General features: G+C 43.4%; 12 protein-coding genes and 3 tRNA genes. 8 read left to right on the forward strand and 7 right to left on the reverse strand.

The window, feature by feature from the left end; genetic code table 11:
* Positions 1-114: 114 nt before the first annotated feature.
* From pth to HPC40_RS04505, 5 genes are all read left to right on the forward strand, one after another.
* The gene (gene pth, locus HPC40_RS04485) at positions 115-702 is read left to right on the forward strand and encodes an aminoacyl-tRNA hydrolase (RefSeq protein ID WP_208118314.1); all 588 of its coding nucleotides are present in this window, start codon (positions 115-117) and stop codon (positions 700-702) included.
* Between the two features lie 21 nt (positions 703-723).
* Complete coding sequence (ychF, locus tag HPC40_RS04490) at positions 724-1,815, forward strand: redox-regulated ATPase YchF (protein ID WP_208118284.1); 1,092 nt, start codon at positions 724-726, stop codon at positions 1,813-1,815.
* A 204-nt stretch (positions 1,816-2,019) separates the two neighbouring features.
* Positions 2,020-2,985, forward strand: coding sequence for a Bug family tripartite tricarboxylate transporter substrate binding protein (locus tag HPC40_RS04495; protein WP_208118285.1), 966 nt, complete (start codon positions 2,020-2,022; stop codon positions 2,983-2,985).
* 17 nt (positions 2,986-3,002) lie between these two features.
* Positions 3,003-3,458, forward strand: coding sequence for a tripartite tricarboxylate transporter TctB family protein (locus tag HPC40_RS04500; protein ID WP_208118286.1), 456 nt, complete (start codon positions 3,003-3,005; stop codon positions 3,456-3,458).
* Positions 3,455-4,975 carry a tripartite tricarboxylate transporter permease gene (locus HPC40_RS04505; protein ID WP_208118287.1) on the forward strand — a complete coding sequence of 507 codons (1,521 nt, stop codon included), beginning with the start codon at positions 3,455-3,457 and terminating at the stop codon, positions 4,973-4,975. Before HPC40_RS04500 ends, HPC40_RS04505 begins: the two co-directional genes overlap by 4 nt.
* Positions 4,976-4,991: 16 nt before the next feature.
* Here the strand turns inward: HPC40_RS04505 and bioD are convergent, their stop codons facing one another.
* Genes bioD through HPC40_RS04535 form a run of 6 tightly spaced genes read right to left on the reverse strand, consistent with a single transcriptional unit; the run spans position 4,992 to position 10,638 of the window.
* Positions 4,992-5,639 carry a dethiobiotin synthase gene (gene bioD, locus HPC40_RS04510; protein ID WP_208118288.1) on the reverse strand — a complete coding sequence of 216 codons (648 nt, stop codon included), beginning with the start codon at positions 5,637-5,639 and terminating at the stop codon, positions 4,992-4,994.
* A gap of 1 nt (position 5,640) precedes the next feature.
* The gene (gene bioC, locus HPC40_RS04515; protein ID WP_208118289.1) at positions 5,641-6,414 is read right to left on the reverse strand and encodes a malonyl-ACP O-methyltransferase BioC; all 774 of its coding nucleotides are present in this window, start codon (positions 6,412-6,414) and stop codon (positions 5,641-5,643) included.
* Positions 6,399-7,061, reverse strand: coding sequence for a DUF452 family protein (locus HPC40_RS04520; protein ID WP_208118290.1), 663 nt, complete (start codon positions 7,059-7,061; stop codon positions 6,399-6,401). Before HPC40_RS04520 ends, bioC begins: the two co-directional genes overlap by 16 nt.
* Positions 7,061-8,233: an aminotransferase class I/II-fold pyridoxal phosphate-dependent enzyme gene (locus HPC40_RS04525; protein ID WP_208118291.1), complete on the reverse strand. Its 1,173-nt coding sequence runs from the start codon at positions 8,231-8,233 to the stop codon at positions 7,061-7,063. The genes HPC40_RS04520 and HPC40_RS04525 overlap by 1 nt, the downstream gene beginning before the upstream one ends.
* On the reverse strand, positions 8,230-9,519 hold the full coding sequence (gene bioA, locus HPC40_RS04530) for an adenosylmethionine--8-amino-7-oxononanoate transaminase (RefSeq protein WP_208118292.1): 1,290 nt from the start codon (positions 9,517-9,519) through the stop codon (positions 8,230-8,232). The genes HPC40_RS04525 and bioA overlap by 4 nt, the downstream gene beginning before the upstream one ends.
* A 3-nt stretch (positions 9,520-9,522) precedes the next feature.
* The gene (locus HPC40_RS04535; RefSeq protein WP_208118293.1) at positions 9,523-10,638 is read right to left on the reverse strand and encodes a methionine biosynthesis PLP-dependent protein; all 1,116 of its coding nucleotides are present in this window, start codon (positions 10,636-10,638) and stop codon (positions 9,523-9,525) included.
* Between the two features lie 225 nt (positions 10,639-10,863).
* Between HPC40_RS04535 and HPC40_RS04540 the strand changes: the two genes are divergently transcribed.
* The 3 genes from HPC40_RS04540 to HPC40_RS04550 all read left to right on the forward strand — a co-directional run bounded on the left by HPC40_RS04540 (position 10,864) and on the right by HPC40_RS04550 (position 11,107).
* A tRNA-Gly gene (locus HPC40_RS04540) sits at positions 10,864-10,939 on the forward strand.
* A 3-nt stretch (positions 10,940-10,942) separates the two neighbouring features.
* A tRNA-Cys gene (locus tag HPC40_RS04545) sits at positions 10,943-11,016 on the forward strand.
* A gap of 4 nt (positions 11,017-11,020) precedes the next feature.
* Positions 11,021-11,107, forward strand: a tRNA-Leu gene (locus HPC40_RS04550).
* Between the two features lie 225 nt (positions 11,108-11,332).
* Here HPC40_RS04550 and HPC40_RS09455 read toward each other — a convergent pair.
* Positions 11,333-12,220 carry a tyrosine-type recombinase/integrase gene (locus HPC40_RS09455; RefSeq protein ID WP_208118315.1) on the reverse strand — a complete coding sequence of 296 codons (888 nt, stop codon included), beginning with the start codon at positions 12,218-12,220 and terminating at the stop codon, positions 11,333-11,335.
* Positions 12,221-12,531 lie beyond the last annotated feature (311 nt).

Genomic DNA, 12,531 nt, shown 5'->3' on the forward strand with positions numbered 1-12,531 from the left:
GCGGTTTAACCGCACTTTTTCATGTTAACACCTATACATTACGTTTCGCGCTTGTGTGCTTTTCCCTTTTAGCATAAAATGACGGATTATTTTGATTTTCAAGATGAGCATCACGTGTCACAAATCAAGTTAATCGTCGGCGTAAATAACCCTGGCAGTCAATATGAAGGCACTCGTCATAATGCGGGTGAATGGGTGCTTACCCAATTATGTGAGCGCAATAATGTGCGACTTGTGCCTGAAAGCAAATATTTTGGCTCAACAGCGAAAACGGTCATTGAAGGGCAAGAAGTGCGGTTGCTCCTGCCCTCTACCTTTATGAATTTAAGTGGCAAAGCGGTTGCTGCATTGGCGAATTTTTATCGTATTGCGCCGCACGAGATTCTCGTTATTCACGATGAGCTTGATCTCCCGCCTGGCTCTGCAAAATTTAAGCTCGGCGGTGGGCATGGTGGACATAATGGTCTGAAAGATATTATCGCCCGTCTTGGCAATCAGCGAGATTTTTATCGTTTACGGATCGGCATTGGTCATCCTGGCGATAAGGCTTTGGTCAGTCAATATGTACTCAGCAAACCTGCTCCAACTGAGCGGGAAAAAATGACACAAGCAGTAGATGAAGCGACACGCTGTATTGAAGTGATGTTAAAGCAAGATATTACTGTAGCCATGAACCGCTTAAATGGCTTCAAAGCAAACTAAATAATCATGTAAGGAATTGTTATGGGATTTAAGTGCGGTATCGTCGGTTTGCCGAATGTGGGCAAATCAACTCTTTTCAACGCGTTAACCAAAGCTGGGATTGAAGCGGCGAACTATCCGTTTTGCACCATTGAGCCCAACACAGGTATAGTGCCAATGCCAGATCCAAGGCTTGATGCACTAGCACGCATTGTCAATCCACAACGTGTGCTACCAACCACAATGGAATTTGTTGACATCGCAGGTTTAGTTAAAGGTGCCTCTACTGGCGAAGGGTTGGGCAATAAATTTCTGGCGAATATTCGCGAAACTGACGCGATTGGACACGTCGTGCGCTGCTTTCAAAACGATGACATTGTGCATGTTGCTGGCAAAATAGACCCCGCTGAGGACATTGATATCATCAATACTGAGTTGGCGTTAGCTGATTTAGAAAGCTGCGAAAAAGCGATCCAGCGTTTACAGAAAAAAGCAAAAGGCGGGGATAAAGAGGCAAAATTTGCGCTCAGTGTGCTCGAAAAATGTCTGCCAGTGCTCGAAAATGCAGGTATGTTACGCACCCTTGCGTTTGATAAAGACGAGTTGACCGTACTGAAAAACTACAACTTCCTCACCATGAAACCAACAATGTATATCGCCAATGTCAATGAGGATGGCTTTGAAAATAATCCATTTTTAGATAAAGTGCGGTCAATTGCAGAAAAAGAGGGCTCGGTTGTCGTGCCTGTATGTGCGGCAATTGAAGCAGAAATTGCCGAGCTAGATGACGATGAAAAAGATGAATTCTTAAACGAGCTTGGGCTTGATGAACCAGGGCTAAACCGTGTTATTCGTGCTGGCTATGAATTGCTCAATCTACAAACCTATTTTACTGCAGGCGTGAAAGAAGTGCGTGCATGGACAGTTTCTGTGGGCGCAACAGCTCCAAAAGCGGCAGCGGTCATTCATACTGATTTTGAAAAAGGCTTTATCCGTGCAGAAGTGATAGGCTATGACGACTTCATTCAATACAATGGCGAAAACGGTGCCAAAGAAGCAGGAAAATGGCGATTAGAAGGCAAAGATTATATCGTACAAGACGGCGATGTAATGCACTTCCGCTTTAATGTCTAGTTCTCACCAACCACCGCATTGCGGTGGTTTTTCTTTCCAATAGCTGTTTTTTCAACGTGCACTGCTAGCACTAAATTCTAAATTTGAGATCCAGATCACTGCATTGTCAAACTGCCTTTGTTGTGTCACTGTCCTATTTTTGATAATTTGATTTAACAAGTATTTATCATTTTTTTATCAAAAAAGATACAAAAGGAGCATCAAATGAAAAAATTTGCCAGTGCAGTTTTATTAACCCTTGTTGCCACATCTAGTTTTGCGGCCCCTGCTGTCAAAGAGTGTATTGCACCAGCAGGCCCTGGAGGAGGTTGGGATTTTACTTGCCGCAGCGTCTCAAAACTGTTATTTGACGAAAAATTAGTTCCAAGCCAGATTCAAACGGTCAATATGGCAGGTGCTGGCGGTGGTGTTGCATTCGCACATGTCGTATCAAAACGTAAAAAAGACAACAGCGTATTTATTGCAGCATCAACAGCAACTACAACTCGATTGGCACAAGGGCAATTTAAAGGAATGAACGCTGATATGGTGAAATGGGTTGCCGCAATTGGTGCCGAATATGGTGTCATTGCAGTTAAAAAAGATTCTCCTTACCATACATTGACCGAATTGATGGACGCTCTCAAAAAAGAGCCAAGTGCGGTTAAATTTGCTGGTGCAAGCTCTGTCGGTGGTTGGGATCATCTTAAAGTGTTAATGGCTGCACAAGAGGCGGGCATCCAGAATGCAAAAGATATTCGATATTTATCTTTTAATAATGGCGGTGATGCTATAACTAAAGTGCTCGGTGGGCATTTAGATGCGTTTACAGGCGATATTTCAGAAGCACAAGGGTTTATTCAGTCAGGAGATTTGCGTGTATTAGCGGTGCTTGCTGATGAACGCTTACCCGCACCTTATGATCATATTCCAACCGCCAAAGAGCAAGGTGTTAATACCACTGCTGCTAATTGGCGGGGTTTTTATTTACCAAAAGATGTGAGTGATGACACCTATAATTGGTGGGTTGCAACGCTCGATAAACTCAGTGATGATCCAAAATGGCAGGCTGTCATGGCACAAAATGGTCTCATGCCATTTCATAAATCAGGGGCTGACTTTACTGACTATGTAAACTCACAAATTGCTGATATTCAAGCAATTTCTAAATCATTAGGTATTATTCAATAACACAATAGAGGTTGGTTATGATACAGCGTCGATCAGCAGACCGCATTTTTGGCTTGTGCATGGTGCTACTTGCGCTAACTTATGGTTATCTTGCGCTTGAATTTGAGCAACCTTTTGGTGCAGAGGAAACGATTGGACCGCGTACATTTCCAACCATCATTGCCACCGTGTTAACGCTTGCTGGGTTATGGCTAGTGATAAAACCACAAGCAAATAGTGAATGGGCACGAGGCAAAACTTGGTTGTCACTTTTACAGGTTATCATGGTACTAGTGATTTATGCCCTGCTTTTAGAGCCTCTGGGATTTATTCCCACATCACTATTGTGCTGCGGTTTTCTAAGTTGGAAAATGGGTGCCAAACCACTCTCAGCGTTTGCGATTGCAGCAGGCTATTCGACCGCACTTTATTTTTTGTTTAATTTTGTGCTGGAACTCATGCTACCCTCAGGCATGTTAGGAGCATGGTTATGACAACACTTGATCTTCTCTTAAACGGTTTTATTGCAGCATTAACATGGCAAAACCTCGCATTTGCTGCGCTAGGATGTACACTTGGCACATTAATTGGTGCATTACCTGGTCTGGGCCCCGCCAATGGTGTTGCCATTCTCATTCCACTGGCATTCAGCCTTGGATTAGATCCAACCACCGCACTGATTTTATTGACGGCGGTCTACTCTGGTGCAATGTATGGTGGGCGGATTTCAAGTATTTTATTAAATATCCCAGGTGATGAACCCGCCTTAATGACTACGCTCGATGGCTATCCTATGGCAAAACAAGGCAAAGCAGCTGAAGCACTCGTATTTTCAGCGTTTGCTTCTTTTGTTGGTAGTTTTCTTGCCACGATCGGACTAGTATTACTCGCTCCACTTTTAGCCAAAGCAGCATTACATTTCGGGCCGCCTGAATATGTTGCACTCTATATTCTGGCCTTTGCCGCCCTTGGCGGAATTACCAGTAAAAGTGTGGCAAAAACCTTAATTGCAACCGCACTTGGACTGATGATTGCAACCGTTGGCATTGATGCCAGCACGGGCATTCCTCGCTATACCTTTGACATGCTTGAACTATATGAAGGCATTGATTTTATCATTGTTCTCGTTGGCTTATTTGCAATCAGCGAACTTTTACTGTTTATTGAAAGCCACAGTAACGATGTGCGTAAAATGATTACTGTTAATAAAATGTACATCAAACTGGCTGATATTCTCTCGCTATTGCCAACCTCCTGTCGTGGTGCGATTCTTGGGTTTATTTCTGGTGTATTACCAGGTGCAGGCGCATCACTCGGCAGTTTTATTAGCTATACACTTGAAAAAAAATGGGTGGATAAAAACAACACATTTGGCACAGGCGATCCGCGTGGTGTTGCTGCACCCGAAGCAGGCAATAATGCAGCCGCTAGCGGTGCGTTAGTTCCAATGCTAACCCTTGGTGTACCAGGCAGCGGCACTACTGCGGTGCTTCTTGCCATGCTAATTTCCTTAAATATCACCCCTGGGCCAATGCTATTTCAGCAAAATGCGGAATTGGTATGGACAGTGATTGCTGCACTCTTTATCGGAAATGTATTGTTATTATTGCTCAATATTCCAATGGTTGGCTTTTTCGTCAAAATTTTGTCTATTCCGCCACGCTTTCTGATGCCAGTGGTTACCCTGATTGCCATTCTCGGTATCTATGCCTTAAGTCATAGTGTCATGGATCTGTACATTATGATTGCTTTTGGCGTTCTTGGTTATATCCTGAGAAAAATAGAAATCCCCCTCGTGCCAATCATTCTGGGAATGCTGCTTGGCCCAGAGCTTGAAATCGCACTACGCCATTCGCTGATGATCTCAAATGGCAGTTGGTCAATCTTATGGGCAAGTCCTCTCGCAATCGGTCTATGGCTGGTTGCACTGCTTGGACTCATTTTACCTATGCTCGTTGGGCCTATCTTACGAGCGAAAATGAAAGCCTCTAGCAAAGGACTTGATGATTAATGCAAAAGCGATCTTTCTAGATCGCTTGTTGCACCTCTAACATCCTAAAATGTGCATTTGGATGGTGCTTTTTCAGATAGGTTTGCAGATAAAGTGCGGTATCATTTTCAATGATCGGATCTTTCTGAGGAAAGCGATTATACATTAACGTATGTATCTCAATATTACGTCTACGGCAAATCTCAAGGCTCAGTAGCGTGTGATTAATGCTACCCAGTTTGCCAGAAGTCACTAATATCAGCGGATAGCCCTGTGCTTGCAGATAATCCAGCGTGGTACATTCCGCATTTAACGGTACGGCAAGTCCACCTGCCCCTTCAAGCAATACCACCTCATAACGTTGGCTCAGCGTTTGACTGTCGTAGGTTATTTGCGCCAAATCCAATGGTCGTTGCTCCATTTCTGCCGCTAAGTGCGGTGAGCAAGGATAGCGATAAATAAAACGGCAGGTTAAGCCACTTTTATCATCATCATTTAAGCTAATGCCCTGTATTTTACGGTGTGTCGCGATGTCGTCAGATACGGTTTCACAACCTGTCTGCACCATTTTTTGTGTAATCACATTAACGCCTTGTTGTGCCAATTCACGCGCATAAACCCCTGTGGCAATGGTTTTGCCAACATCGGTATCAATCCCCGATACGAATACGATCTGCCCTGCCATACTATTTCCTTTTTGCAATAATAATCAATGGATTATACGTTAACTGCACGCCTGTTGGCGTTGCAAATTGTGTACAATAGCTCTGCTCAAATTTTTGTAAGCGAGTTTTATTCCACGGCATATGCGCCGTTGCTGTCACACCTGTTGCCTGCAAATGTTTCAGAACAGCCCGCGGTGTTGGGAAATCCAGAGGACATAAACACGCCTCCAATGCAACAAGCGTAAAGTGCGGTTCTAGCCATGCTTGCCATTGTGCTTGTGTAGGATAGTGCAACCCTTTGCCCGTTAATGTCCGAATCTCGTATAAATTATGGGATAAAAACGTGCTAAACGCCAATACTCCGCCTTGACGCAATCCCAACTGTGCCTGAGCCACAATACGCTCAGGCTGATGAAACCATTGAACAGTAGAACCCGATAGCCACAGATCAAATTGGTGGACTAACGGCAATGTGCACTTCAGTTCTTCGCCATCAGCACAGAAAAAGTGGGTGTGCTCTCCTTGCCATTTCTCGGCGACTTGCTCCACTGCCAACGGATTGATGTCATTATGCCAGCCCTGTTGCACACAAAGATCGCGATATATAAGTGCGGTGAGATCGCCACTGCCACATCCAACTTCCAGTACATGAGCAAATGCACAACCGCACTTTTCAATAAGCAATGCCATTAGCCGCTGATTCACCGCCTGCTGCACGCAAGCATGGTTATCGTATGTCGCAAGTGCTTTGGCAAAACGCTGCACAACTCGCTGTTTGTTTATGGCTGCTGACATAATGCCTGCCATGAGGAAAAATAAGAAAATACCAAGTGCGGTGCATCGAGCTTACACCGTTCACACTGCGGGTGAAAATGATGGAAATAACGCCATTGATTGGCAGCTGGAAAGATAAAATCTTTTTCACCTATAATGGCATGTGTCCAATGAAAAGTGCGGTACGGCGTATGCTTTATCGCATCTGCCAGATAAGTCAATTCCGCCTGAATTTCAGCCAATTCCCGTTGTGGCAAGGCTTGATAGCGTTGCAACTGCTCACGCGAGCCACACATTCTACGTTCAAACTTGGCACGCCCAACGGCATCTAACTGCTCAAGCGTGCGATCAAAAATCTGTATTGGGATGCCAAACGCATCATCCATTGGTTTCCCTGTCCCATTTATCGCAATGGCACGGCGAATAGGCAAATCGTGCGCTAGCGTCTGCTGTGCCACCCACACACCTAGCGACCATGCCACGACAATAATGTCATCATAATGATAGATATTATGCGAAAAATCTAGACTGCGATAATCAAAGCAGACCAGCAGATCACACTCTTCAGGAATTGCCCAATCTGCCACGACAGCCGCATTCGTCCCCCAGCCTGCAAAATAGAGAATGAGCTTGCGTTTTGCCTCACATTTAAGCCATTGACATTGCATTACGACCTCAATAATTGCGTAAGTGTGGTTAATAATTTATCTATCGTCTGCTCAGTGATGCCTGCATTCAATGAAAAACGAATGCGTGCAGTGCCCTGTGGCACCGTCGGCGGGCGAATCGGTAAACAATAAAACCCGTTTTGTTGCAGGACATGTGCCAAATCGACGGCACGTTGGTTTTCTCCTACAATCAGCGGCACAATGTGGCTTGTACTCGGATTGGGTTGCCCTGTCAATGCCGCAATCTCAGCTCGTAACATTTGGCTAATGTTAGCAAGATGCTGACGTTTTTCAGCAAACTGCGGCATTTTAGTGCATAAATAATGATTCCATGCCACGATTAATGGAGAAAGTGCGGTTGAAAAAATTAGCGGGCGCATAAAATTGATCAAATAGTCTGCTACCACCTGATCACACACCACAAACGCCCCTGTCGAGGCATAGGCTTTACCAAATGTCCCCACGAGCAGATCAATGTCAGCCATTACACCGCACTTTTGTCCCCAGCCCAGCCCATGTTCGCCATAACAGCCAACACTGTGCGCCTCATCAATATACAGCAGCACATTACTAAAGCGACGTTTTAACGCCACCAACGCACTGAGATCGGCACTATCGCCGTCCATACTAAACACACTTTCGCTCACCACAATAATACGTTGATAATGCGCATAATATTGCTCCAGCAAATGGGTTAGGTGCGTCATATCATTATGTCGAAAGCGTTTAAAATCACATTGCGCCAAGCGAATGCCATCAATTAAGCTCGCATGGACTAATTTATCGGCTAAAATTAAGGTATGCGGATTTGCCAACGCGGGTAAGATCCCAATATTGGCGTGATAACCGCTATTAAAGACCAACGCCGCCTCTCGCCCATAAGCACGCGCCAGTGTATTTTCAAGCTGTGCATAGGCAGGGAAACTGCCCGTTAATAAGCGAGAAGAACACGCCCCCAGCGGTGCATTCTGAATATCGTGCTGTGCTAAAAATGCCAGCTGTAATGCCGCATCTTGCCCAAGTGCAAGATAGTCATTCGAGGACAAATTCACTCTAGAATGTCCATGTTGCCAAACATAACCACTACGCTGCTCTAGCGAGGGTAAAGTGCGGTACTGATGACGCACCTTGAGCTTTTCTAGATCACATGCCAACTGCGTCAATGCATTCATTGCAAATATTCCTCACGCATTGCATTCAAAAGCCCCGTCGTGAGGCGAGTTAATTGCGCAGGTGAAATCACAAATGGTGGCATCAGATAAATCAGTTTACCAAACGGACGCACCCATATGCCTTGTTCCACAAAACGCTTTTGCAAACTTGCCACATTAACCGCACTTTTCATTTCAATCACCCCGATTGCCCCGAGCACGCGCACCTCTTGCACACACGCCCACTGAGCAGCTGGGGCAAGTTCTCGTTGCAGCTGCTGCTCTATTGACCGCACTTTGCTTTGCCAATCTGAAGATAACAGTAGTTTGATCGACGCAGCCGCCACCGCACAAGCTAATGGATTGCCCATAAACGTCGGACCGTGCATAAAGCATTGCGCGTCGCCTGCACAAATCGTAGTTGCTACCTGCTCACGCGTAATGGTGGCAGAAAGCGTCATATAGCCGCCTGTCAGTGCTTTACCAAGGCAAATAATATCTGGCACCACGTTGGCATGCTCTAGTGCAAACAGTTTGCCTGTACGCCCAAACCCTGTGGCTATTTCATCAAAAATCAGTAACACATTATGCTGTTCGCATAAAGCCTTCGCCCCGCTTAAAAAGTGCGGTGAGTAAAAATACATTCCACCTGCACCTTGCACCACGGGTTCTAAAATCAAGGCGGCAATATCATCACCATGCTGAGCAAGCAATGATTTTAATGGCACAAGATCCCGTTCATCAAAGTGATCAGTAAAACGCGATTGTGGTTGTGGCAAGAAGTATTGCACAGGCAAGCGTTGCCCAAAAATCGAGTGCATGCCAGTGACGGGATCACACACCGACATCGCATGCCATGTGTCACCATGATAGCCTGAGCGAATCGTCGCGAAGTGGCATTTTTTCGGTTTAGCTTGTGCTTGAAAATATTGTAATGCCATTTTCATCGCTACTTCCACCGCCACCGAGCCAGAATCGGCGTAGAAAATTTTATTAAGCTCTTGAGGAAGCAATGTCAGCAATAATTGCCCCAATTCGACCGCACTTTGATGGGTTAATCCGCCAAACATAATGTGGCTCATTTTCGACAGTTGATGTTGCACCGCCTCGTTTAATACGGGGTGATTATAGCCATGTAATGCCGCCCACCAAGACGACATACCATCAATCAACACGCCCCCATCGGTTAACGTAATTTCTACGCCTTGTGCATGTGATACAGCATAAGTGGGCAGAGGATCACACATCGAAGAATACGGGTGCCACAAATGCGTGCGATCAAACGCTAGTAATGAATCTTGTTTCATTATTTAATCCAATTGAGCAAATGCTTGGGTAAGATCTGCTTTTAAATCCTCAACATTTTCAAGCCCAACGGAAAAACGCAACAAGCGATTACACACCCCACGCGCAATACGTTCAGCTTCAGGGATATCCATATGTGTTTGCGTAGCAGGATAAGTAATAAAACTTTCCGTGCCACCTAAACTTTCAGCAAACGTAATCAATTTAATCGCTTTTAAAAATGGATTAACCCAGCGTTCCTCTTGCAAACGAAACGATAGCATCCCGCCTTTATTTGGATATAGCACATCACGTACGTGCGCTTGAGCACGCAAAAATTCTGCCAACGCGTGTGCGTTTTGCTGATGACGTTCCATACGCAAGGCAAGGGTTTTCATACCACGGATAGTCAGCCATGAATCAAACGGAGACAACACCGCACCAGCACCATTTTGAATATAAAATAAACGCTCACACAATTCCTGACCTTTGGCAACAATCAATCCTGCCAATACATCGTTATGCCCTGCAAGATATTTGGTCGCACTATGGATCACAACATCCGCCCCATGTTCTAATGGACGAAACAGTACTGGTGTTAAAAATGTATTATCTACAATCAATAATACATTATGTTTTTTCGCAAGCTGGCTAATTGCATCCACATCGCACTCTTCCATAAGTGGGTTGGACGGTGTTTCAATAAAAATCGCTTTTGTATTTTCGCTAACCGCACTTTCAATGGCTGCCAAATCCGCTGTAGCTGTATTGACATAAACAGGCTTTACTCCATGATTATTTTTGTAACAGTGATCTAACAAACGGTATGTCCCGCCATACACATCACTGGAAATAATCCACTCATCGGGTGCTTTGAAAAGTGACATCAACATCTGAATCGCTGCCATGCCAGAAGCACACGCAAAGCCACGCTCGCCCCCTTCAAGTTTCGCTATCCCCTCTTCTAGTACGGTACGAGTGGGATTTTTCGTCCGCGTATAATCAAAACCTGTAGACTCATTAATCCCATGATGCCCATAGGCGGTTGAAAGATAAATTGGTGCAGATACAGCACCTGTTTTAACGTCACTGCGATTACCCAACTGAGCTAATTGCGTTTCAAGCGAAAAAGAACCTGACATTGCGTTTTCCTTAACAAAAATAATTTATTATTGAAAACGCATATTCTGACACAAGGCTCGCAGGGTTGGAATACTCTAACGTAGGAATATCACAATTGTCTCAACTGCATGTTTATTTTTAGTCAAAATCATTCATTTTTTCAGCAATTAAACAAAAAATTCACTTGAAAGATTGACACCTGACGCGAAATGAGTAAAATGCCAATCTACTTTCTTAATGGAAGTGCGGGAATAGCTCAGTTGGTAGAGCACAACCTTGCCAAGGTTGGGGTCGCGAGTTCGAGTCTCGTTTCCCGCTCCAAATGGCGTGTTAGCAGAGAGGTTATGCACCGGATTGCAAATCCGTGGAGCTCGGTTCGATTCCGGGACACGCCTCCATTCAGCCCGAGTGGTGGAATCGGTAGACACAAGGGATTTAAAATCCCTCGGCTTTCGAGCTGTGCCAGTTCAAGTCTGGCCTCGGGCACCATCACCATTTTATGATTAATCGTATATAACTTCTTGTTTTAGAAACCAAATTCTAAACATAAATCATTGTACTGAATGTACCTAGCCAATACACTCCATAATTTTTAGGGTTTATGACCCATATTTATTATGCCTCGTATGAGCGTAGTTTGTAAAGCCTTAAAACAGTAAATCCAATCAAGATCACAACAAAAGATCCTAAATAATAGGATCTTTTGTCAAACCACTATATCAGTGCATTAATTTTGTTTCTAATCATATCAACATCGTGCTCAATATAGCTTAGAGTTACCTTAATATCTCTGTGACCCAATAGTTTCTGTGCAATATAAACATTCTCAGGTTCTTTCATTAATTTTGTTGCTATTGTGTGCCTAAATCTATGCGGAGAAACTGAAATTCCTATCTCTTTCGATATTACTCTACATAAATGCGAGAGTTGATGCTGCGTTGTTAATAACCCTTTTCTTCTGTTACATACAGAAAAAAGATTATAATTAAATAACTGCATATCATCAGAATAACCCCGTTTTTTTATTTCAAGTACTAATTGAGTTAAATAAGGATGCAATATGTCAGGAATAGGGATGATATGATCATCATGATTTTTATTATGGTGTCCTTCAATATAAATAACTTTATCTCTCAGTCGAATATTCTTTACTTTCAATGTTAGTAACTGAGATCTACGTATCCCTGTATATTGGAATGTTAATATAAGCGCTTTAATAAACCACACTGGCTTTAATATTCTGGGAATATCATCAGCATCATCTAATAATATACTGATTTTATTTAGCTCATCTTCTGTAAAAATCTTTCTTTTTCCTTTCCCTGCTCTGACAAATAATTTAGCAAACGGATTGCATTTTATTAAGATTAATTTTTGTTCAATTGCAAAAGAAAACAATGCTTTGAGATGGCGAATATAACTGTTCCAAGTGACGGGTTTTACTTCTATATTAAGAACTTGAGAGCGCCACTCTAAAATTAGCTCACTCGTAAGTTCTGCTGGCTTGATATCGGGATAAAAAACTAATAACCGCCTGACGGCCTTCTGGTAGCTTTCAATTGTTGCGGGGCTTAAATATTTAAAGAAAAAAAATTTGTTAATAAATCATCAAAAGAAATATCATGATTTAACTTCATAAATCACCTTTTATTAAAATATGACAGTATTACTCTTATGCACATCACACTTGATGCGAAGGCAGATAATACATCAAATAGCCCTTATCGCCAACACCCATAGAAAATACTCATCTTTCTTTACCTCGAAGGTCTATTTTTCTATCTCATTTTGAAAAAGAGTTTCTTCTTGTTAGAAATCCTCTCTCTCTATAAAGTCATTTTAGATAACTTTTAAAGAGTATTATCAAATGGATAATAATGTTAAAGCCATTGGGTGTCAATGATCTTCAAAAA

The sequence above is a fragment of the Spirabiliibacterium falconis genome (assembly GCF_014885015.1).
In the GTDB taxonomy this organism is placed as follows: Bacteria; Pseudomonadota; Gammaproteobacteria; order Enterobacterales; family Pasteurellaceae; genus Spirabiliibacterium; species Spirabiliibacterium falconis.